Source organism: Bacteroides sp. AF32-8BH (assembly GCF_003435205.1).
Lineage (GTDB): Bacteria > Bacteroidota > Bacteroidia > Bacteroidales > Bacteroidaceae > Bacteroides > Bacteroides ovatus.
The window spans coordinates 135,942-160,203 of sequence record NZ_QVLZ01000007.1 but is presented as its reverse complement, the minus strand read 5'-3'; the positions used below and the strand labels follow the sequence as shown (position 1 = coordinate 160,203).

General features: G+C 40.6%; 18 protein-coding genes and 2 tRNA genes. 17 read left to right on the top strand and 3 right to left on the bottom strand.

Annotation, left to right across the window (positions count from 1 at the left end; all coding sequences use genetic code 11):
* Positions 1 to 9: 9 nt before the first annotated feature.
* The 3 genes from DWZ47_RS06745 to ribD all read right to left on the bottom strand — a co-directional run bounded on the left by DWZ47_RS06745 (position 10) and on the right by ribD (position 3,477).
* Positions 10 to 744 (bottom strand): isoprenyl transferase, encoded by a 735-nt coding sequence (locus DWZ47_RS06745; RefSeq protein WP_004299782.1) that lies wholly within the window; start codon positions 742 to 744, stop codon positions 10 to 12.
* Between the two features lie 26 nt (positions 745 to 770).
* Entirely contained in the window at positions 771 to 2,279 is a 1,509-nt protein-coding gene (locus tag DWZ47_RS06740; protein ID WP_008649601.1) for a DUF6242 domain-containing protein, read from the bottom strand.
* Positions 2,280 to 2,421: 142 nt separating this feature from the next.
* A complete protein-coding gene (gene ribD / locus DWZ47_RS06735) occupies positions 2,422 to 3,477 on the bottom strand; it encodes a bifunctional diaminohydroxyphosphoribosylaminopyrimidine deaminase/5-amino-6-(5-phosphoribosylamino)uracil reductase RibD (protein WP_117512624.1) in 1,056 nt (351 codons plus the stop codon).
* Between the two features lie 36 nt (positions 3,478 to 3,513).
* On the opposite strand from ribD, the gene prmC reads away from it, so the two are divergent.
* The 17 genes from prmC (at position 3,514) to DWZ47_RS06650 (ending at position 24,256) form a co-directional block, all read left to right on the top strand.
* The gene (gene prmC / locus DWZ47_RS06730; protein WP_117512623.1) at positions 3,514 to 4,350 is read left to right on the top strand and encodes a peptide chain release factor N(5)-glutamine methyltransferase; all 837 of its coding nucleotides are present in this window, start codon (positions 3,514 to 3,516) and stop codon (positions 4,348 to 4,350) included.
* Positions 4,347 to 4,829 (top strand): regulatory protein RecX, encoded by a 483-nt coding sequence (locus DWZ47_RS06725; protein ID WP_004299786.1) that lies wholly within the window; start codon positions 4,347 to 4,349, stop codon positions 4,827 to 4,829. The genes prmC and DWZ47_RS06725 overlap by 4 nt, the downstream gene beginning before the upstream one ends.
* A 78-nt stretch (positions 4,830 to 4,907) precedes the next feature.
* Positions 4,908 to 5,546, top strand: coding sequence for an orotate phosphoribosyltransferase (gene pyrE / locus DWZ47_RS06720; RefSeq protein ID WP_004299787.1), 639 nt, complete (start codon positions 4,908 to 4,910; stop codon positions 5,544 to 5,546).
* Between the two features lie 95 nt (positions 5,547 to 5,641).
* Positions 5,642 to 6,052 (top strand): SRPBCC family protein, encoded by a 411-nt coding sequence (locus DWZ47_RS06715; RefSeq protein ID WP_117512622.1) that lies wholly within the window; start codon positions 5,642 to 5,644, stop codon positions 6,050 to 6,052.
* Between the two features lie 95 nt (positions 6,053 to 6,147).
* On the top strand, positions 6,148 to 7,488 hold the full coding sequence (gene argH / locus DWZ47_RS06710; RefSeq protein ID WP_117512621.1) for an argininosuccinate lyase: 1,341 nt from the start codon (positions 6,148 to 6,150) through the stop codon (positions 7,486 to 7,488).
* 94 nt (positions 7,489 to 7,582) lie between these two features.
* A tRNA-Gly gene (locus DWZ47_RS06705) sits at positions 7,583 to 7,655 on the top strand.
* Between the two features lie 16 nt (positions 7,656 to 7,671).
* Positions 7,672 to 7,755 (top strand) — tRNA-Leu (locus tag DWZ47_RS06700).
* Positions 7,756 to 8,034: 279 nt separating this feature from the next.
* Complete coding sequence (locus tag DWZ47_RS06695) at positions 8,035 to 8,589, top strand: RNA polymerase sigma-70 factor (protein WP_008997921.1); 555 nt, start codon at positions 8,035 to 8,037, stop codon at positions 8,587 to 8,589.
* 57 nt (positions 8,590 to 8,646) lie between these two features.
* Positions 8,647 to 9,633, top strand: a complete 987-nt coding sequence (locus DWZ47_RS06690; RefSeq protein ID WP_117512620.1) for a FecR family protein — start codon at positions 8,647 to 8,649, stop codon at positions 9,631 to 9,633.
* Positions 9,634 to 9,796: 163 nt separating this feature from the next.
* A complete protein-coding gene (locus DWZ47_RS06685; protein WP_117512619.1) occupies positions 9,797 to 13,132 on the top strand; it encodes a TonB-dependent receptor in 3,336 nt (1,111 codons plus the stop codon).
* Between the two features lie 15 nt (positions 13,133 to 13,147).
* Entirely contained in the window at positions 13,148 to 14,800 is a 1,653-nt protein-coding gene (locus tag DWZ47_RS06680; RefSeq protein WP_117512618.1) for a SusD/RagB family nutrient-binding outer membrane lipoprotein, read from the top strand.
* A 67-nt stretch (positions 14,801 to 14,867) separates the two neighbouring features.
* Positions 14,868 to 15,983, top strand: a complete 1,116-nt coding sequence (locus tag DWZ47_RS06675) for a glycoside hydrolase family 18 (protein WP_117512617.1) — start codon at positions 14,868 to 14,870, stop codon at positions 15,981 to 15,983.
* A 29-nt stretch (positions 15,984 to 16,012) separates the two neighbouring features.
* Entirely contained in the window at positions 16,013 to 17,146 is a 1,134-nt protein-coding gene (locus tag DWZ47_RS06670) for a DUF1735 and LamG domain-containing protein (RefSeq protein WP_083852298.1), read from the top strand.
* 287 nt (positions 17,147 to 17,433) lie between these two features.
* Positions 17,434 to 18,915, top strand: coding sequence for a DUF3943 domain-containing protein (locus DWZ47_RS06665; RefSeq protein ID WP_117512643.1), 1,482 nt, complete (start codon positions 17,434 to 17,436; stop codon positions 18,913 to 18,915).
* 130 nt (positions 18,916 to 19,045) lie between these two features.
* Entirely contained in the window at positions 19,046 to 19,588 is a 543-nt protein-coding gene (locus tag DWZ47_RS06660) for an RNA polymerase sigma-70 factor (protein ID WP_008997914.1), read from the top strand.
* A gap of 149 nt (positions 19,589 to 19,737) precedes the next feature.
* Positions 19,738 to 20,709: a FecR family protein gene (locus tag DWZ47_RS06655; RefSeq protein WP_117512616.1), complete on the top strand. Its 972-nt coding sequence runs from the start codon at positions 19,738 to 19,740 to the stop codon at positions 20,707 to 20,709.
* A gap of 184 nt (positions 20,710 to 20,893) precedes the next feature.
* The gene (locus tag DWZ47_RS06650; protein WP_117512615.1) at positions 20,894 to 24,256 is read left to right on the top strand and encodes a SusC/RagA family TonB-linked outer membrane protein; all 3,363 of its coding nucleotides are present in this window, start codon (positions 20,894 to 20,896) and stop codon (positions 24,254 to 24,256) included.
* The last annotated feature ends 6 nt before the right edge of the window (positions 24,257 to 24,262 follow it).

The window sequence follows — 24,262 nt, the reverse complement described above, 5'->3', positions numbered from 1 at the left end:
CGAGTTATATTAGCTGATCTGTTCACTGGTTTTGCCGAATCGGCGTTCCCTTTGTTGATATTCCCAAATGGCCTTGTAGAGTTCTTCTTTATCGAAGTCGGGCCAAAAGGTGTCACAAAAATAAAGCTCCGAATAAGCGCATTGCCATAGGAGGTAATTGCTTAGCCGGATTTCTCCTCCTGTGCGGATCAGTAGATCCGGATCGGGCATAAATTTAGTATCCAGATGAGATGAGATACATTCATCCGTTATCTGTTCGGGAGACATTTCTCCTGCTTTTATCAGTGTTGCTATTTGCCGTACAGCTTCGGTTATTTCCCAACGGGATGAGTAACTAAGAGCTAATACCATATACATACCACTATTTTTGGATGTACGTTCTATGCATGATGCCAAACTTTTTTGGACTTCAACAGGTAACTTTTTGAAATCACCGATTACATTGAAGCGAATATTGTTTTTCATCAATGTCTCTTCTTCAATAGATTCTAGCAATAGATTCATCAGAGCCGCAATCTCGTCTTGCGGCCGATTCCAGTTCTCGGTTGAGAAGGTGTACAGTGTCAGGTACTTGATTCCCAAACGGGCGGCATCTTCGGTAATATTCTGTACCGTTTCTGCGCCAGCACGGTGACCGTAAGTACGTTCTTCCCCTCGTTGTTTTGCCCATCGTCCGTTCCCATCCATAATGATGGCCACGTGTTGTGGTATCCGAGTTTTGTCTATTTGTTCTATATAGGACATCTTTTTATTTTAAACGTATACGTTTTTTATTTGCCAGCATTTGCTAAATCAAACCATAGCTGATTAAGACGACCACGCCATACCTCTGAATCATGATTATAAGTACGTGTTTCAGTTGTGGTAGACTTAGTACTTTCTGCTTTATCTACCTCTTCTTCGAAACTGGCGTTTCCTTTACTAAATATAATCCATAGATTTTGAGTCGCAGGGTCTAGTACCATTGAGTAATTCGTTTTACCTCTGAATTCAGGATCTACGCTAGGGTTTGGAGTTCCTCCTTTGCTCCAATCTCTATGAGGGAATGCAAACTTGGAGTTAGCTTTTCTCCAGAATAACCCTTGATTGGAAACATAAATGGAACTGAAATTTTGGCCAAATATATATACTAAGTCATTGTAATATATGATAGATGGTTGAGTATATTTGGGACAGTATGCAACGGAGGAAGTTGTTGAGAACTCAACCCATTTACTACCGTCATACGCCCATACAATGGTCGTTTCTAATTCGCTGTCATCAGCCAAAGTCGCCGTTTCTGTATCTCCCACTAAAAGGACGGATTTAATATTTGTCGCAGACTCATATACTGTGTAGGATATGTTTTTAGTTGGGAAATTAGCAGGTACTTTTCCTCCATTTTCTGCTTCATCCAAAGTCTCTTGTGGTATATCATTTGTTTGATAATAGAAATAGCGTTGGTTATCGGCTCCTTTCTTTGTATAACAAATTCTGCTGATATCGTTATTGGTCAATGTGGCTAGAAGTAACTCCACTCCCTCACCAAACATACTTGATTTTCCCCAATTTATACCATCTGCAGATTCATATACATGACCATCACCTGCGGATGTAGCATATAACATGGTTATGCTTCTGTTGAATTGGAATGTGACGATAGAAGTCGGAAGTTGACCTTCTGGTAATCCCACAGTTTCTTGTGAGACCCCATTGCCGAAGTTAGTTAAAGAATTCTTATACACACGTAACTCGTTACCAACTACAGAGTATGTGAGAACTTCACTTCCCAAAATAATGGATTTTTGTTCTCCTGTAATTTGATTATCTATTTCATTTATATACTTCCATCTCAACGAATCCGGATCATGCTGATGTACTCGTACTTTAATAGTATATTCCTTAGTTTGATTAGGAGATATTCCTGCTAACGCTTCTGTTGACCACACTTTAATAGTGAGATCTTCCCGAAGATCGATAGAGTCATTGATGTTTATGACAGAATCGTTACCGCTTTTGTCTTTCATTGTTACGACGCCTGATGCCGTAGTTAATGTTTTGATTAAAATCTTGTCAATGATGGTATCGGCATGAACAGGAAGAGAGTCTTCATTATAAATTTCACGTGATAATTGATCAATAGTGAATTTATAACTCCCAAGGCCTGCTGTGTCAAGTGCAAACGCATGGATAGTTGCATCCGGGCTATATTCGATGTTATTATCGTCATCAAGACATGACGTTATAACAAATGACACCATGAAAAAACTCGCAATGAATGATAAAAACTTTATTCTCATTTGAAAGATTGTGTTTATTTACAAGTTGCAAAAATAGAAACATTTTTTCCGATAATGAACATTACAGGTAAGTTTTATATAAAATTATAGATAATAACACTGTTTTTATCGACGTAAAACCCCCTGAATAGAACTATCTTAGCTATATTCGGCGAACATAATGCCAAATTTGTCTTTCGAAGTGTTCTTCTATCGAATAACTAAATTTATCGTCCATTTGAGGTGCTTTAACACCGGAGTGTAACCTGTTGGGACACTTTTCGATATAAGCTTCATCCCACAACTCGTCGTCGATGAACGACTGTAGCAGTTGACTACCTCCTTCCACCAGTAATGATTGTATTTTCCGTTGATACAGTACTTCCATAATCTGCTCCAGTGTGTTATGATTGAAGTCGATGGAGATATATGTGATGTTGGTTCTTGCTGGTTGTTTCTTTTCAGTAAAGACTAATGTAGGCACATTTCCATCGAATATTTGTAAATCATTCGGAAGAGATAATGCGCGGTCTAATACGACACGTATTGGATTATGCCCATACCAGTTGCGTACCGTTAGCGACGGATTATCCAATAAAGCTGTTCGTCTGCCTACCATAATAGCATCGGCCTCCGCTCTTTTTTTATGTACTAGCATTGAAGTGAGAGGAGAGGAGAGTATCACAGGCATTCCACTTGTACGTTCTATATCAATAAAACGATCGGCTGACTCTGCCCATTTTAATGTAATATAAGGCCGATGAAGTGTATTGAAAGTAATAAAACGACGAATCAGTGATTGACATTCTTTCTCTAATATGCCGACTGTAACTTCTCGTCCGGCATCCCGTAGTTTTTGAATCCCCCGTCCGGCTACTTCAGAAAAGGGGTCCTGGCATCCGATAACAATGCGTGGAATCTGTTTCTCTATAATCAGATCCGCACAAGGGGGTGTTTTCCCGTAGTGGGAACAAGGCTCCAGACTGACATAAATTGTAGAATGTTTCAATAATGACTCATCTTTGACAGAGCGAATTGCATTAACCTCCGCATGTGCCTCTCCACAACGAATGTGATAACCTTCACCGATAATACGCCCGTCACATACGATAACAGCCCCTACCATCGGGTTTGGAGGCACATTGCATAACCCATTCTTTGCAAGCTCAATGCAACGCCTCATGTATTTTTCTTCTTCCATTTTGGTGCTCTTCGCCATATTATTCTTACTTTTGCACTCCGAAATTGTGAAAATATGAATCGTATCACCGCTTACATTCGCCAATCTTTGCAGGAAATCTATCCGCAGGAAGAGATAAAAGCTCTTTCAATGCTGATTTGTTGCGACATGTTAGGCTTAGATGCGTTTGATATTTACATGGGCAAAGATATAATTTTATCCGAATGCAAACAGCGTGAATTAGAAAACATTATATTCCGTTTACAGAAAAATGAACCGATACAGTACATTCGCGGTTTTGCAGAGTTTTGTGGAAGGAATTTTAAGGTTGCTTCCGGCGTGTTAATCCCTCGACCGGAGACCGCAGAACTCGTAGAGCTAATAGTAAAGGAGAATCCGAATGCCCGTCATCTGTTAGATATAGGTACGGGAAGTGGATGCATTGCGATCTCTCTGGATAAAAAACTTCCGGATGTAGACGTAGAGGCATGGGATATTTCGGAAGAAGCGTTGGCTATTGCCCGTAAAAACAATGAAGATTTGGAAGCCGGGGTGAGATTTCTGCAAAGAGATGTATTGTCTGATGACTGGGAAAAGGTGCCGTCTTTTGATGTGATCGTCAGTAATCCGCCTTATGTGACTGAAACGGAAAAGAATGAAATGGACGCTAATGTCCTTGATTGGGAACCGGGGTTGGCCTTGTTCGTTCCTGACGAGGATCCTTTACGGTTTTATAATCGTATAGCCTGTCTGGGAAGTGATTTGCTATTGCCGGGCGGAAAACTTTATTTTGAAATCAACCAGGCTTATGGCCGGGAAACAGCACACATACTTGAAATGAACCAATATCGTGATGTTCGTGTTATAAAAGACATATTTGGAAAAGATAGAATAGTTACAGCTAACCGATGAGTGCACAATTAACTGATGAAGAGGCTTTAAATCGCGTAGCCTCTTACTGCTCCACTGCCGAGCATTGCCGGGCAGAAATAAATGAGAAGTTACAACGTTGGGGAATTGCCTATGATACCATTGCGCGTATTCTTGACCGACTGGAATCAGAGAAGTTCATTGATGATGAACGTTTCTGCAGAGCTTTTGTGAATGACAAGTTCCGCTTTGCCAAGTGGGGGAAAATGAAAATAGCCCAGGGGCTTTACATGAAGAAGATCCCTTCTGATGTGGCATGGCGTTATCTGAATGAAATTGATGAAGAAGAATACCTTTCTATTCTGCGTGACCTGCTGGCTTCCAAACGGAAAAGTATTCATGCGGCAGACGACTATGAATTGAATGGAAAGCTGATGCGATTTGCCATGAGTCGTGGATTTGAACTGAAAGATATTAAGCGTTGTATCGACATTCCCGATGAAGAGGAACAAATTGACTGAAAAAATAAACGGATTCTTCTTTTTATTCTCGTTCAATTTCTGTACTTTTGCGGCAAATAATTAATAGTTAGTTTAGTTATGAAAAACTTAGAGAGACTATTTGCGGAGAAACTGTTGAAGATTAAAGCTATTAAACTTCAACCCGCTAACCCTTTTACATGGGCTTCTGGATGGAAATCCCCCTTTTACTGTGACAACCGTAAAACTCTGTCCTATCCTTCTCTTCGTAATTTTGTGAAGATTGAAATTACACGTCTGATATTGGAACGATTCGGACAGGTGGATGCGATTGCAGGTGTGGCTACAGGCGCTATTCCGCAGGGAGCTTTAGTAGCTGATGCATTGAATCTGCCGTTCGTGTATGTTCGTTCTACCCCCAAAGATCATGGATTGGAAAACCTGATTGAAGGTGAACTTCGTCCGGGTATGAAAGTCGTAGTCGTAGAGGATTTGATCTCTACAGGTGGTAGTAGTTTGAAGGCTGTTGAAGCAATTCGTCGCGATGGTTGCGAAGTAATCGGTATGGTTGCAGCGTATACATACGGATTCCCGGTAGCAGAAGAGGCATTCAAAAATGCAAAGGTGACTTTGGTAACGTTAACCAATTATGAAGCCGTGCTTGATGTTGCTCTTCGTACAGGTTATATCGAAGAAGAAGACATACAGACATTGAACGAATGGCGTAAAGACCCTGCTCATTGGGATGCTGGAAAATAAGATTCATTTTTTGATCAAACATATTTGGTAAAAAGAACTGTTCGGGCAATATTTGGCCGGATTGTTCTTTTTTTGTTTTATACTAATAGAAATTTATGAGTAATTTTGAGAGTAGTGTCAAGGTAATACCTTACAGTCAGGAATGCGTATATAATAAACTTTCGGATTTGAGTAATCTGGAAGCTGTCAAAGAACGTTTACCGAAAGATAAGGTACAGGATTTGAGTTTTGATTCGGACACGTTGAGCTTTAGTGTCTCTCCTGTTGGGCAACTAACTTTGCAAATTGTAGAGCGTGATCCATGTAAATGTATAAAGTTGGCAACAACTAACTCTCCACTTCCCTTTAATATGTGGATTCAACTGGTTGAAACTGCAGAAGAAGAGTGCAAGGTGAAGGTGACTATCGGAATGGAACTTAATCCGTTTATGAAAGCAATGGTACAGAAACCTCTTCAGGAAGGCTTGGAGAAGATGGTTGATATGCTGGCTGTTATTGAATATTAAAAAAACAAGCATTAAGTATTAACCGTAGTCACTTTGGCTCATGCTGTTGTGCTTAATACTTGGCACTTAATACTTAATACTTAAACTTATTTTTTATGACACAGAAACTTTGGGAGAAGTCCGTACAGGTGAATAAGGATATCGAACGTTTTACGGTAGGTCGTGATCGTGAGATGGATCTTTATTTGGCCAAGCATGATGTGCTCGGCTCTATGGCTCACATTACGATGCTGGAAAGTATCGGTTTGTTGACGAAAGAAGAACTGGAACAGTTGCTGGCAGAGTTGAAGAGTATTTATGTCTCGGCTGAAAGAGGTGAATTTATCATAGAAGACGGGGTAGAAGATGTACATTCACAGGTAGAACTGATGTTGACCCGTCGTTTGGGTGATATCGGAAAGAAAATACATAGTGGTCGTTCCAGAAATGATCAGGTCTTATTGGATTTAAAACTTTTTACCCGTACACAAATAAAAGAAGTTGCCGAAGCTGTAGAGCAACTTTTTCATGTACTGATTCGTCAGAGCGAACGATATAAAAACGTTTTGATGCCAGGGTATACCCATTTACAGATTGCAATGCCTTCTTCTTTTGGTTTGTGGTTTGGTGCCTATGCCGAGAGTCTCATGGACGATATGCTGTTTTTGCAGGCTGCATTTAAAATGTGCAATCGTAATCCATTAGGTTCTGCAGCGGGGTATGGCTCGTCCTTTCCTTTGAACCGGACAATGACAACCGACTTGCTTGGCTTTGATTCGATGAATTACAATGTTGTGTATGCTCAAATGGGGCGTGGGAAAATGGAACGTAATGTTGCTTTTGCATTGGCTACGATTGCCGGAACCATTTCTAAGTTAGCTTTTGATGCTTGCATGTTTAATAGTCAGAACTTTGGTTTCGTGAAATTGCCTGATGACTGTACCACGGGGTCCAGTATTATGCCTCATAAGAAGAATCCCGATGTCTTTGAACTGACACGTGCTAAGTGTAATAAACTGCAATCGCTTCCTCAACAGATCATGATGATTGCGAATAATCTGCCTTCCGGCTATTTCCGTGATTTGCAGATTATAAAAGAAGTTTTCCTGCCTGCTTTTCAGGAATTGAAAGACTGTTTGCAGATGACAACTTACATCATGAATGAAATAAAGGTCAACGAGCATATCCTTGACGATGATAAATACCTCCTTATTTTTAGCGTGGAAGAAGTGAATCGTCTGGCACGTGAAGGTATACCTTTTCGTGATGCATATAAGAAGGTTGGTTTGGATATTGAAGCTGGAAATTTCTCTCATACAAAAGAAGTACACCATACTCATGAAGGTAGTATTGGCAACCTTTGCAATGCGGAAATCTCTGCATTGATGCAGCAAGTGATCGATGGATTCAACTTTTGCGGAATGGAGAGGGCAGAGAAAGCACTGCTTGGGAGATAAAATAGACTTTCGAAGGATAGTTTTTTAAACTTTCCTTCGAAAAGATTTGGCAGAAACAAGTAAACTACTTATCTTTGCACCCGTTGAAAAAAACGCGGAAATAGCTCAGTTGGTAGAGCATAACCTTGCCAAGGTTAGGGTCGCGAGTTCGAGTCTCGTTTTCCGCTCTTTCTTTGAAAGGATGCTCGAATGGTGGAATGGTAGACACGAAGGACTTAAAATCCTTTGGCCATTGCGGCTGTGCGGGTTCAAGTCCCGCTTCGAGTACGAGTATTCTTTATAGGCTTTATGAATCATTGATTCATAAAGCCTTTTTTATTTTTATGGGTGTGTAATATACATTTGTTTTGTTCTGGAAGGCTCTGTTTAATAGGTGCTTGGAAAAAAATAAACCAAAAAAATAGTGATAATATTTTTTTATTGTGTTATTAATCTTTTATTTTGCTTTCAGATTATGAATCGAGGATTAATATTATATTGATTATTCCTTTAACCTAACATGTGTAATATTTGATTTAACCGTAAATGCTGAAAAATACTAGAGAGATGGAAAATAACGACAAGCAGATTGAATTAAAGTTTCAGAGGTTTTTTACTGTGAATTTTCCGAAAGTAAAGAACTTTGCTCAAATGCTGCTTAAATCTGAAAGTGATGCAGAAGATGTGGCTCAAGATGTTTTTTGTAAGCTTTGGCTGCAGCCAGAGTTATGGCTGAATAATGATAAAGAACTAGACAATTATATCTTTATAATGACTAGAAATATAGTTCTGAACATCTTTAAGCATCAACAGGTAGAGCAAGAATATCAGGCGGAGGTTATAGAAAAGACTTTTCTTTATGAATTGACAGAGAAAGAAGAGATCTTGAATAATGTATATTATAAGGAGATGCTGCTGATTATTCAGTTGACCTTGGAAAAAATGCCGAAACGTCGTCGGTTAATATTCGAACTTAGTCGTTTCCGGGGATTAAGTCATAAAGAAATAGCAGATAAACTAGATGTTTCTATTCGTACTATAGAGCATCAGGTTTATCTGGCATTGATCGAATTAAAGAAGGTACTCCTCTTTTTTATTTTTTTCTCCAATATTTTTAAGTAGTGTGTCCGTAGTAGTTGTATTTAGTGTATAAAGCCAAAAAAAGAAAGAAAAAGATTCATGAAAAATTATATTCAACAACTCATAGAATTGTTCGGCCATAACAACTATTCAGCCGATACACAGAAGAAAGTGCAACAGTGGTTGGCTGATGAGGAGCATGTTGATGAAAAGAATGAGGCTCTTCATGAGCTTTGGAAACAAGCAGAAGGACAGAGAGTACCTGATGGTATGCAACAATCAATACAACGAATGCGGCAGAATCTGGGAATGCAGTCTGTCACTTCGCGGAGAAATTACCAGTTGCTTATATGGAGAGCTGCAGCTATTTTCTTGTTAGCTGTTTCATCCATTTCTATCTATCTGATGTTGGAAAAGGACCGACCGGAAAAAGATTTGGTTGAATGTTACATACCGACAGCAGAAATTCATGAACTTACATTACCAGATGGTACACATGTTATGCTGAATTCAAAAAGTACACTACTATATCCGGAACAATTTACGGGAGCAACTAGAAGCGTATATTTGATTGGTGAAGCAAATTTCAAAGTAAAGCCGGATAAGAAGCATCCTTTCATTGTGAAAGCGAATGATTATCAAGTTACAGCTTTGGGAACAGAGTTTAATGTAAATGCTTATCCTGAAAGTCATGAATTAATTGCTACATTGCTGGAAGGTTGTGTGAAAGTGGAATTCAATAATTTGATGTCAAATGTTATATTGAAGCCGAACGAGCAATTAATATATAATAAACAAACTAAAGAACATAATTTACGATTGCCGGAGATTAGTGATGTGACAGCATGGCAACGTGGAGAGTTAGTCTTTAGTAATATGCATTTAGAGGATATTTTCACTAATCTCGAGCGTAAGTTCCCTTATGCTTTTGTATATAGTCTTCATAGTATGAAGAAGAACACATATAGTTTCCGTTTCCGAAATCAAGCAACGTTGGAAGAAGTGATGGAAATTATATCACAGGTGGTAGGAGATGTAAATTATGTAATTAAAGGAAATAAATGCTATGTAACGAATAAGAAATAAAACCTGTTGTAGAACCTATTAAAAATAAAATGCTATGCCAAAAAGTATCCGGAAGGAATGCCCGTTCCCTCCGGATGTGAAATCAATTCTCTTCAATATTAGCGCATATTGACGCTATTCTAAATGATCCCAGAATAATAACCAATTAACTAATACTAAAAAGATGCTACAAATTTACGAAAAAATAGCAGAACAAATAGCTCATAAGCGGGTCTTTCTCACTTTTTTAAGTCTATTATTACTTATACAGACCCAAGCTTTTGCTCAAAACGATAGTAAAATTACTATCCAGCAAAAAAATATCACTGTTATTGATGCATTAAAAACTGTGGAAAAACAGTCTAAAATGTCGATAAACTATAGTGATTCCGAATTGAAAGGGAAGCAAATTGTTGATCTTAATTTGCAAAATGCATCGGTACTGGCAGCCCTTGATACAATCTTGAAAGGAACAGGTTTCGCTTATCAAATTCAGGGTAATTACATTATAATTACAGGAAAGAAGCCTACTGTTGTTGCACAGACAGTAAAAGATATCAAAGGAAAAGTAACTGATGAAAAGGGTGAACCATTGATTGGAGTAAATATAACTGTGGATGGCAGTTCTACAGGTACAATAACCGATCTTGATGGAAATTTCTCTATAAAAGCGCCGGATAATTCCCAGTTTAAAGTGTCTTATATAGGATATGCCACCCAAGTCATCCCTGTTTCAAAAAAAGATTTCTATCAGATTGTAATGAAACAAGATACAGAGGTCTTGGAGGAAGTTGTTGTAACGGCATTGGGTATCAAGCGTGCAGAAAAAGCATTGTCTTATAATGTACAACAGATTAAGGGTGATGATTTGACTACTGTGAAAGACGCGAACTTTGTGAATTCATTGAATGGTAAGGTTGCTGGTGTGAGCATTAACCGAAGTGCTACTGGTGTGGGGGGAGCTACACGTGTGGTAATGCGTGGTGCCAAATCTATTGAAGGTAACAACAATGCACTGTATGTTGTAGACGGTATTCCTCTGTTTAATACGGACATGGGAAATACAGATAGTGGTATTATGGGTGAGGGAAAGGCTGGTACGGAAGGTATCGCCGACTTTAATCCAGAAGATATCGAAAGCATCTCTGTGTTGAGCGGCCCTTCGGCTGCTGCACTTTATGGTAGTAGTGCAGCCAGCGGTGTTATCCTGATTACAACCAAGAAAGGTAAGGAAGGAAAACTCTCCGTGCAGTTCTCTTCTTCTTCTGAATTCAGCAAAGCTTATATGACTCCTGACTTTCAGAATACTTATGGAAATAAAAAAGATACTTACGAAAGCTGGGGTGAAAAATTACCCACTCCATCTAGTTATGATCCGAAAAATGACTTCTTCAATACCGGTACAAATTTCATCAACTCGGTGACGTTGACCACAGGTACACAAAAAAATCAGACTTTTGCTTCGTTCTCTTCTACAAACTCCAAAGGTATTGTTCCGAACAACAGTTATAATCGTCTGAACTTTACTATCCGGAACACTGCGACTTTCTTCGATGATAAGCTGCAACTCGACTTGGGGGCATCGTACGTCAAGCAGGACGATACGAATATGGTTTCACAGGGACTCTACTGGAATCCGATTGTGGCTGCTTATCTCTTTCCGAGAGGTGAGGACTTTGAAGATATTAAAACTTTTGAACGTTTTGATGACAGTCGTAAGCTACCAGTACAGTATTGGCCGGTTTCGGATGCAACTTATGCTTCACAAAACCCGTACTGGACTGCTTATCGCAATGTATCAACCAATGAGAAGAGCCGTTATATGTTCAATGTAGGTTTGACCTATAAGATTACAGATTGGTTGAACATTACAGCCCGTTACCGTATGGACGATACCTATGTGTTGTTTGAACGCAAAATTTCTGCTTCTTCCGATCAGGTTTTTGCTGAAGGTAAGAAAGGACATTATGAATATATTAACTACAACGACCGTCAGGAATATGCTGATGCTATGTTGAATATCAATAAGCGTATTCAAGACTTCAGCGTTTCTGCCAACTTCGGATGGAACTACTCTAACTATTGGGCACTACAAAGAGGCTATAAAGGAACATTGTTGGGAGTTCCCAACAAGTTTGCAACTTCAAACATTGACCCGTCAAATGGTCGTATTTCAGAAAAAGGAGGTGATAGTCGTGTACGTAATCATGCTATCTTCGGCAACGTGGAACTGGGATGGAGAAGTATGCTCTACCTCACTTTGACCGGAAGAAACGACTGGAACTCACGACTAGTCAACACAAGTGAAGAGTCATTCTTCTATCCTTCTGTCGGATTATCTGCAATTGTTTCTGAAATGGTGAAACTTCCTGAATTTCTTTCTTATCTGAAGGTGCGTGGTTCATATACCGAAGTTGGTGCTCCGGTGTCACGTTCGGGGTTGACTCCGGGAACAGTCACTACTCCGATTGTGGGTGGTAACTTTAAACCTACCTACATTTATCCGTTCACCGACTTCAAAGCGGAGCGTACCAAGTCATATGAATTTGGTCTGAGTTTGCGTTTGTTTAGCAAGTTCAATGCAGAAGTGACTTATTATAAGTCGAACACTTACAACCAGACTTTCTTAGGAAACCTACCTGAATCTACCGGTTATAACTCCATTTATCTGCAGGCAGGTAATGTCGAGAATCGGGGTTGGGAAGCATCATTTGGCTATAGCGACCGTTTCAAGAATGGATTCTCGATTTCTTCTACGTTGACTTTCTCAAAGAATATTAACGAAATCAAGGGAATGGTGAAAGACTATAATACAGAAGTGATGGGAGTTCCTGTTTCTATTAATATTCCGGAAGTACTGAAAGACAAAGGACGCACTATCCTGAAAGAAGGTGGAAGCATTCATGACATTTATGCAACCCGCTTTTTCAAGAAAGATAGCCAGGGATATGTGTTGGTAAGTAGTGACGGAAAATATGAAATGGAGGATGGTGATCCGGTGTATCTAGGCAAGACTGCTCCCGACTTCAACATGGGGTGGAATAATGCTATTTCTTATAAAGGGTTCGGACTCAGTTTCCTGATTAATGGACGTTTTGGAGGTGTGGTAACATCTTCAACAGAAGCAATTCTTGACCGTTACGGAGTGTCTCAGCGCACAGCCGATGCACGAGAGTCTGAAGGTGCATTATTCCCGGGACAAGGACGGGTAGATGCTAAGACATATTACCAAATGATTGGTACAGGTAACTATCAGACCTCAGGCTACTATGTATACAGCGCAACCAACATACGTCTACAGGAACTTACATTCAGTTATACTATGCCTAACAAATGGTTTGGTAATGTACTGAAAGATGTATCGGTTTCTTTCATTGCCAATAATCCATGGATGCTGTACTGCAAAGCTCCGTTCGATCCGGAACTGACTCCTTCTACAGCAACTTATGGACAAGGAAATGACTACTTTATGCAACCAAGCGTACGCAGCTTCGGTTTTGGATTGAAATTTAAACTTTAACAGATTCATTACATTATGAAAAGAATAAAACAATATAAATTTTTTGCCGTTGCTTTCGCCATTTTGGCACTAGCATCGTGTAATTATGAAGAGATTAACACCAATCCCTTCGAGATGACTGACAGAGAAGGTGTTATGGATGGTATCGTTGTGGGAGGATACATCACGGCTATGCAGAAATCTGTGTTTCCTACTGGAACGCAGGCTGATGATACAGGTCCGGTTAATGCATATCAAACCGCATACAATCTGTCTGCTGATGCATGGAGCGGCTATATTGGAATAAACAACACCTTTGAGGGAGGGAATTGTCACCTGAATTACGTGATAGTCAATAGCTGGGTTTCAACAACTTTTTCTAACTCCTATACTAATTTGCTTGACCCTTGGAAGAAGCTGACAGCTTCAGCCAAAGAGAATGATACTCCTGAAATAGCTGCTTTGGCGCAGATCCTGAAGATTTCAGGATGGCATAAAGTGCTGGAAAGCTTCGGCCCGATTCCCTATACGGCTGCCGGAAAGGGGGCTATAGACGTTCCTTTCGACTCGGAAGAAACGGTTTATACGGAAATGCTCAAGGATCTGGCAGGAGCGGTAGAGGTATTGACTCCGAAAGCGGTAAACAACGTAAAGGTGATGTCAGATTATGACTTGGTATTCAACGGTGATGTAACCAAATGGGTGAAATATGCCAACTCGCTGATGCTTCGTCTGGCAATACGTCTTCGTAGCGTTAAACCGGAATTGGCAAAACAGTATGCCAAACAAGCTGTAGAACATTCCATCGGTGTGATGACCGAAGCTGGTGATGCAGCTGGTGCTGGCCCGGGCCCGGTAATCGCTCTTCGTAACCCGCTGTACTGGATAGCTGATAATTACAATGATGCACGTGTAGGTACATCCATACTCGCTTACTTGATGGGATATAAAGATCCTCGTTTGAGCGCATATTGCGAGCCTGCCAATAGCCAATGTACGGTTGCAGTAACAGCTTTTGATAATAATAAGTATCAAGGTGTTCCTCTTGGTCATACTAATACTCGTTCGAAGGATACAGATCCAACGGATAGCTACTACTTTTATTCCAAACCGAAAATTCAGGGAAATACTCCACTGTACTGGATGCGTGCATCCGAAGTGTACTTCTTGCGTGCTGAAGCTGCCTTGTTTTGGGGTACGGAATACGGAAAAGGTGATCCCGAAACACTTTACAAACAAGGTATAGAAACTTCATTCCAAGAAAACGGTGCGACAGGTTCCGTAGATACCTATATGGCTTCCGGCAACAAGCCTGCTGCAAATAAAGTCACCAGTAGCAAGTTTGGTTTCGACTATCAAGCTCCCAGCCAAGCTACCGCCAAGTTTGAAGGAACCCAGGAACAGAAACTGGAGAAGATTATCATTCAGAAGTACATTGCTCTGTACCCTAACGGTCAGGAGGCATGGACGGAATTCAGACGTACCGGTTATCCCAAATTGAATCCTATTATATCAGGAGGAAATCACAATTCAACTCAGATCACTGCAGCCAGAGGTATGCGTCGTATGACTTACCCGAACAGCTTTAATGGAACGGGGCAATCTCATGAGATTTATCTAGATGCAGTGCAAAAACTTGGTGGAGTAGACAATGCTGCAACCGATTTGTGGTGGGCTAAGAAAAACTAATAATCGTACGGACTTTTTCCATATGAAAAACTTTAAACTAAAACAAAATCTTGATACATAAATAAATATGAAAGCATTAAGAAAACTATTATATTTCCTTTCTCTGGCAGGGTTGATGACAACAACCTCCTGTACTGATGTGGAGAATATGGAAGTGGAGCATATCGGAGGCTATAACACGTTGGGTGATGGTGAATATTATGCCAACTTGCGTGCCTATAAGGCAACCGCTTGGAACTACGGACGTCCCGTAGCTTTCGGATGGTACTCCAACTGGTCTCCTGCCGGAGCTTATCGAAGAGGATATCTGACTTCCATGCCAGATAGTATGGACATTGTTTCTATGTGGAGTGGTGCTCCCGGACGCTATGAGATTACTCCCGGACAGAAAGCAGATAAAGAATTTGTGCAAAAAGTGAAAGGTACGAAGTTGTTGCAAGTGAGTCTACTTTCGTATATCGGTAAAGGAGCAACTCCGGGATCGGTATATGCTGATGCGGAAAAGCAGGCAGAGGCAGAAGGTTGGACTGATAAACAATTAGAAGAAGCTAAAAAGCAAGCTCGCTGGAAATACTGGGGATTTGAAGGTCAATTCGAAAGTGAAAATCACTATCAATGTCTGGCTAAGTTTGCCAAGGCCCTCTGTGACTCTCTATACGCAAACGAATGGGACGGTTACGATGTTGACTGGGAAATCGGAAGCGGTGTATTCGATATGGACGGAACATTGAGTGCTAATAAACATTTGATTTATTTGGTCAAGGAGATGAATAATTACATTGGTCCGAAGAGCGACCCAGAAGGCAAAGGACATAAGATGATTTGTATTGATGGTAGTATCGGTGGTCTTACCAGAGAATTGGATGAGTATGTCGATTATTGGATTATACAGAGCTATGGTTCTTCCAGACCTGGTCTTGAAGGTTATGGAGTTGATCCTAAGAAAATAATTTGCACAGAAAATTTCGAAGCCTACGCTCCTACCGGTGGCGCACTGTTGAGCCAGGCTGCTACTATGCCATCAAAAGGCTATAAAGGCGGAGTGGGGGCTTATCGCTTCGAAAAAGATTATGACAATACACCTGATTACAAGTTTATGCGTCAGGCTATTCAGATAAACCAGCAGGTTTTCAATGAATGGAAAGCTAAACAAAATGAGGCAGAAAATAAGCCGCAAGAATAGGCCAATTTGTAAATTAGTAAAACAGAAGAATTATGAATAAACATATATTCAATTATTTGATATTAGGAGGTATAGCGCTGCTGCTGGGTGCTTGTAACGACAGTGAAAGTAAGCTGCTGGAACCTAAGGTTTATTTCGAAAGTAAGGAATATAATCTCTCTGTGGAAGATGATGATGTACTGACTTTTGACTTGACCTCAAGACTTTCTACCATGACCTCTTCGCAGGTTGATGTATCGTATACCATAGCTGATCCAAGCGTAGTGGACGAATACAATGCGAAGTATGGAACAGTTTACGAGATGTTTGATGCATCAAACGTAAAAATGAGTAGTACAACTTCAGCAATCCCAAGTGGAAAGTTGTATGCGGATAACGTAAAGATGGAGCTTTCCAGTCTGAAAACATTGAAAGAGGGAAAATCGTATGTTTTGCCAGTGCGTGTACAGTCGGCTTCTGTTCCGACTCTTTCCGGGACAAGCATTGCATATTTCTTTCTCTCTAAACCGATAAAGATTACCAAGGTTGGAAAATTTAGTAATACGTACATTTCAATCAAATACCCGGTCGGAACTTATTTCTCATCGTTCACTTACGAAGCGCTGATTTATGTCAATAGCTTTGCTAGTAACAATACAATTATGGGAACTGAAGGTGTGATGATTTTCCGTATTGGTGATGCACCTGGTGTTCCTAAAGATGTTTTGGAAGCTGCAGGAACACAGAACTATCATACTACGGAAGCGTTGAAGACAGGCCGTTGGTATCATGTAGCTTTGACTTACGATCAACCTTCGGGAAAAACGGTTATTTATGTCAATGGTTCGAAATGGGCTGGATCAGATTGGGGTCTTCCTGGTTTCGATCCGAATTCGGATGTCGGTTTCAATATCGGTAGGATTCCGAAATTCCCATGGGGAGAACGTCCGTTGAATGGTAAGATGAGTGAAGTCCGTGTTTGGAGTGTAGCTCGTACTGAAAATCAGCTTAAGCAGAATATGCTGGGCGTTGATCCGGCATCGGATGGTCTGGTACTCTATTATAAACTGGACGGATCAGAAACTCAAGAAGGTGGAGTCATTAAAGACGCTACCGGTCGTTTAAACGGTACAACTAGTGGGGTAACAATTGAAACATTGCCAACTCCGATAGCTATTAATTAACGACAAACATCAGTTTATGAAATAATAACCGATTTGAATCAATCAGCATAAAATAATAGCTGAACTTGAATAAACTAGGATTAGTTTTTTAGGTAAAAAAGAGAAGGGAACCTGCGAATCAAGTAATACTTATTCGCAGGTTTTTCATTTTTAATTCAACCGCCTTGCTTATATCATAATGTCAAGGAGATTCCGTTTGACTTTCCGAATTGGTCTAAAAAAGAACAAAATTGTCCGATAAAAGGAGTGAAGGAGACAAACTCAATATTTTTATTTATGTTTGTTTCATGAAGAAGTTACTATTTATCCTGTTTATATCTTTTGTGTCTATCGGATTAGCTCATTCGCAGTTTGCTATCCGGCAGCAGGTTGCTACTCCAAGAGCGGCAGACTCACTGGATATTTCTTTTTATTCTCAAAAGAAAGGATTGCGGGCAGCAACGATGACATTCGGCATTAACATGGGAGTATGGGCATTCGATCGCTATATTCGGAAAGCAGATTTTGCCTATATTGACTTTCATACAATTAAGGACAATATTAAGCACGGCTTCGTTTGGGATAATGATGCAATGGGAACAAACATGTTTATGCATCCTTATCATGGCAGTTTGTATTTTAATTCGGCCCGGTCAAATGGATATAATTATTGGCAATCCGGGTTATATGCTTTTGGAGGAAGTTTTATGTGGGAGATGTTCATGGAAAACGAATATCCATCTACCAATGATATTATAGCAACACCAATTGGAGGGATGGCGCTGGGAGAAGTGTTCTACCGTGCGTCCGACTTAATCCTTGATGACAGGAAAACAGGAGCATCCCGTTTCGGGGTAGAGTTTGCTTCGTTTGTCGTTTCTCCTATGCGTGGACTCACTCGTATTATAAATGGAGATGCATGGAGAAAGCGTTCCACTTCCGGTAAGCAATTCGGAGTGCCCGATGTCAGTGTTGATCTTTCCGCAGGAGTGAGGGCACTTGAGCTGCAAGATGAAATCTTCGATAAAGGAGTTGGGTTTGCATCCGAGATTGATGTAGAGTATGGAGATCGTTTTGATGCGGATAATAGAAGACCTTATGATTATTTCTCCGTAAGAGCAAAGTTGAACATACAAGCTTCACAACCAGTGTTGGGACAATTCAATATCGTTGGCCGTCTTGCGGGTAAGGAGTTAGTTGATAACCGGAAACATTATTTGAGTCTGGGGCTTTATCAGCATTTTGATTATTATGATTCGGATACAATATCCAGTGTGTCGGCTAAGACTCCTTATAAATTTTGTACACCAGCCTCTTTTGGAGGTGGACTGATTTATAAAAGGAAAAGTGGAAAACGTTGGGACATAGATGGATATGCTCATCTCAATGCCATCCTTCTGGGCGGTGCACTTAGTGACTATTATCGGGTGGAGGAGCGTAATTATAATCTGGCAAGCGGCTATAGTACAAAAGTAGGCTTTAATTTAATCTATAAGAAAGATAAGTTCTCGATATCTACTACTTATGATGTCTACCACATGTTCACTTGGAAAGGCTATCCACAAGATATGGATTGGGAACATTATAACTCAAAAACGCTGAATGCACAGGGAGATCGTTCAATGGCAATTCTTCATGCAACAGGGCTGCGGTTGGATATCAAACTGCGAAAAGGATTGTATCTCACCGGAGACTATATGAACTATACCCGTCATACGCGGTATAAACATTATGAGAATGTTTTTTCCAGTACCTCAGAAGGAAGATTAATGCTGACGTGCAAATTATAATCAGGGCATTTCTTTTCTTCTTTATAAGAAAAGGTATTTTAGCCAAATTTAAATTTTCCCTAAAAAGTTTTCTTATTATAAGCAAAATGCATTCCTTTGCAACATTTAATACTTATGGATATACTGGCGAATGGCTCAAATCAACTTCAACTCGATATATACTGCTTATTATAGGAAAGCCTTCCTATTTACCTTGTCCTATGTCCATAATGACTTAGTAGCAGAAGATATTGTTTCGGAAGCCATTATCCATTTATGGGAACTAAGTAAAGAACGGGAAATCCCAAGTGTTGAAGCGATCTTAATTACTTATATTCGCAGCAAATCACTCAATTACCTGAAACATATACAAGCACAGGAGAATGTTTTTCAAACTTTGCTTGATAAGGGACAGCGTGAATTGGAAATTCGTATATCAACATTGGAAGCCTGTGACCCGAAGGAAATATTATCAGAAGAATTACGGGCAAAAGTGCACGCATTACTGGAGAGTATGCCGGAAAAAACTCGTACTGCTTTCATCCGCGATCGCCTGGATGGAAAATCCCATAAAGAAATAGCCGAAGAACTGGGCATTAGTGTAAAAGGAGTAGAATATCATATCAGCAGAGCAGTTAAAATACTGCGTGATAATCTAAAAGATTATGCTCCATTCCTTTTCTTTTTCATCTGAAAAGAAGGAAAATACCTCCTTGCTTGCTATTTTTTTTAAGCAATAACAAAAAAATCACATTTCTTACTAGGGAATCTCTTTAGTGAGTGGTATTCTTAATGAAAGGGGAATAATACCTCTATTCTCATTACTCATAAATTATTTATTGTATGGATAAGGAATTACTATTAAAATATATTGCAGGCAAGGCATCCCAAAAGGAAAAGGAAGACGTTGCTACATGGATTGATGCAGATGCAGCCAATCTTAAAGAATTCATTTCTCTTCGTAAGAGTTATGATGCATTCATTTGGCAAGACACAGGCGTATTCTCAAAGAAGACAAAAAAGACAATTTCATTGCATCCTGTTACACAACGAATCTTGCGGATTGCGGCAGTGTTTGTTGTAGCTTTCGGATTAAGTTATGCAATGATACAGGTTCTCCAAAAAGAGGATCTAGAAATGCAGACTGTTTATGTGCCAGCCGGACAACGCACATTGGTGACACTTGCTGACGGAACTACAGTATGGGTGAATGGAAAAAGTACATTGACTTTCCCGAGTCATTTTTCTTCCCGTACACGTGCTGTGGAACTTGATGGAGAAGCCTATTTTGATGTCCGGAAAAACCCGGAAAAACAGTTTATAGTTTCTACCGCTCACCAGTCTGCCATAAAAGTTCTGGGTACAAAATTCAATGTAAAGGCATACAAAGAAGCAGATGAGGTTATTACTACTTTAGTTGAAGGAAAAGTCAATTTTGAATTCAACAACGCCAGTCAACAACCTCAGTATATTGTGATGGCTCCGGGACAGAAGCTGGTCTATTATTCCCAGAATGGAAAGACGGAGCTCTATACGACTTCCGGCGAGAGAGAACTTTCATGGAAAGATGGCAAAATCATTTTCCGTCAAACGTCATTACGGGATGCACTGGATATCTTGGCAGATAGATACAATGCCGAATTTGTCATACAGGAGAATGTACCTCATGACGACTCATTCTCCGGAACATTTACCAACCGGAATCTGGAACAGGTACTTAACTTTATCAGTGCCTCCTCGAAAGTTCGTTGGCGTTATCTGAATAATGACGCAGATGCCGGTAAAGAGAAAATAAAGATAGAGATATTTATTTAGTACTAAAAGATAAAAACCTTAATTCCCAAAAACTTATTGCCATGAAAAACAAAGATCCCTAGCAACCCAAAAAATACGGGATGATATTGGCCGTATCCTCCCGTATGAGCTTCAGTAATTGTGAACCTACTTGTTTCCCGACAAGTATAACTACCAATTTTCTAATTAAACTCGTTACAAATTTATGCAAAATTATTGTATCGTCCAATTTCTTGGAGGATTAAAGTCTATTAGACGGACCTTAAAGGAAATATCATTGGCTATGAAATTACTATTTATACTCCTTATTTGTTCAGCCGGACTAGCGTATGCATCAGATGGATATGCGCAAAAAACTTCTATCACTTTACGGGTTAACGATTGTACTATAGAAGAAGTGCTGCACAAGATTGAACGTGAATCTGGATTCAGCTTTTTTATAAATAGCAAGAATCTTAACCTTAATCGCCGGGTATCGGTTTCAGCTTCCGAGAAGAATATTTTTCAGGTGTTGGAACAGGTCTTTGCAGGTACAAATGTCGAATATAAAATATTGGATAATAAGATTGTACTGACGGCTAAAGAAACGAAAGTAACTCAACAAAAAACAAAACCCGTTGCAGGTACGGTAAAAGACAAGAATGGCGAACCGCTGATTGGGGTCTCTATTATGGAGAAAGGAACCACTAACGGAACAGTGACCGATCTTGACGGAAACTATACATTGACCCCACAGACTGCCAGCCCGGTATTGTTATTCTCGTATGTGGGTTATCAGAAAAAGGAATTACCTGTCTCCGGTCCGGTATTGAATGTCACCTTGGAAGATGATTCGCAAGTGTTGAACGAAGTGGTGGTTACCGCTCTCGGTATTCGTAAAGAGGCGAAAGCACTGTCTTATAATGTCCAAGAAGTTTCTGCCAGTGAAATTGTCGGTGTCAAGGATGCCAATTTCGTAAATAGCTTGTCCGGTAAGATAGCAGGTGTTGTCATCAATTCCAGCTCATCCGGTATCGGTGGTGGAGCTAAGGTGGTGATGCGTGGTGCGAAATCTCTTTCCGGAAATAATAACGCCCTGTATGTAATCGATGGTATTCCGATGCCTTCGTTGGAAACAACACAACCGGACGACTTTATGACCGGTATGGGCCAATCCGGTGATGGTGCTTCCATGATTAACCCCGAAGATATTGAAACGATGTCTGTGTTGAGTGGTGCTGCCGCTTCCGCACTCTATGGTAGTGATGCAGCCAATGGTGTTATCATGATTACCACAAAGAAAGGATCGAAAGATAAGCTTCGTGTCAACTATGCCAATAATACCTCATTCTTCAATCCGTTTGTAACTCCGGAATTTCAAAACACTTATGGTGCAACTACGGGAGAAATAAGAAGCTGGGGACAGAAATTGGGACAAGCCAGCAGTTACGACCCGTTGGACTTCTATCAGACTGGATGGAATGAAACCAACTCTTTGACCATCAGTAATGGTAATGAGAAGAACCAGATATTCCTTTCTATGGCTGCTACCAATGCGGCAGGTATTGTTCCGAACAATACGTTGGATCGCTACAATTTCACTATCCGTAATACGACTAGCATGCTCAATGATCGTCTGCGTCTCGACCTAAGCGCAAGCTATATGAATGTGCGTGAACAGAACATGGTGTCACAGGGACAGTATTTCAATCCGATTGTTCCTATCTATCTGATGTCGCCGAGCTATAGTTTGGAAATGCTTCAGCAGTTTGAAATGTACAACGAAGCCCGTAACTTCAAAACACAATACTGGCCTTGGGGTAATCAGGGTATTGCCATGCAGAACCCCTATTGGATTGTCAATCGCGACAATTTTATCAATCACAAGAACCGTTTCCTCATGAGTGGAGGTTTGAGTTTCGAAATTATGAAAGGCATTACATTAGGTGCGCGTGCCAAAATGGATTATACGTCGGCTCTGTACGAAAAGAAATACGCTGCATCTACCGATAATATTTTCTGCCAGAAATTTGGAGGATATTATAAAGGTGATGCATCCACTCGTCAACTTTATGGCGATGTGATGCTGAATATCGACAAATATTTCGGCGACTTCTCACTGACCGCTACACTAGGTACCAGTATTCAGGATGTCAACTACCAGTATTATGATGTGGGAGGTAGCTTGAATTCTGTGGCAGACGGATTTACAATGCTCAACCTGATGCAGTCTGCCGTGAAATTCCAGCAGGATGGTTATCATGACCAGACGCAATCCATCTTTGCTACAGCACAGCTGGGTTGGAAGAGCAAACTCTACTTGGACGTAACGGGGCGTGTTGACTGGTCGTCTGCTTTGGCATGGACCGATACGAAGTCAGTTGCTTATCCGTCGGTGGGCGTTTCTGCTATCTTGACAGAGTTACTGCCCATCAAGAACAATGTGCTTACCTTCTTGAAGGTACGCGGCTCATACAGTGAGGTAGGTAATGCCCCTACACGCTACATTGCTTATCAGACTTATCCATACGAATCGGCTTCTCCCGTCACGGCTACCACATATCCCAATACGGATATCAAGCCGGAGCGTACCAAAGCTTGGGAAGTCGGACTGCAGTCTCATCTTTGGAATGATAAGTTGGAACTGAACGTTTCTCTTTATAAGACATCTACCTACAACCAGCTGTTCAACCCATCAATTTCCGCTTCTTCCGGTTATTCTTCTATTTATATCAATGGTGGACAAGTGGATAACAAGGGTATCGAGGCAAGCTTGACATTAAACCAGCCGCTCGGACCGGTACAATGGAACTCTACGTTTACTTATACTATCAACCGTAATAAGATTAAGAAACTGTTGAAACCAACTACTTTGTCGAATGGAGAAGTTGTCAAACAGGACATGATGGATTTGGGGGGATTGGAAATTGTGAATTCACGTCTTTTTGAAGGTGGCTCTATTGGTGACCTGTACGTGACTGCACTTCGCACCGACTCGCATGGTTACATTGACGTAGACTATGTGAACAATACAGTAGCTATAGATAATAAGGCTGGCGAACGCCAGGACGGATGGATTTATGCCGGTAACTCGCAAGCCAAGTACATGATGGGATGGCGCAACTCATTCTCATGGAAGGGACTGACTTTGGGCTGTCTGGTCAATGCACGTATTGGCGGTATTGTTGTCTCACAGACGCAGGCGATGATGGATGCTTACGGCGTTTCCACAGCTACCGCTGAGGCACGCGATTTAGGTTATGTGTTGATTGATGGTTATAAAGTCCCCGCTGTACAGAAGTATTATAGCACTGTGGGAAGCGGTGTCGGCTCTATGTATGTTTATAGTGCGACGAACGTTCGCCTTGCGGAGTTGTCTCTCGGTTATAATATCCCTGTTCAGAAGTGGGTTCCTTGGATACAGGGCATGAATGTAGCCTTCACGGGACGTAACCTGCTTATGTTCTATTGCAAAGCTCCTTTCGACCCTGAACTGACGGCAAGTACAGGCACGCATTTCAGCGGAATGGACTACTTTATGTTGCCGAGCTTGCGCAATTTAGGTTTCTCTGTTAAACTCAATTTCTAAAGAATC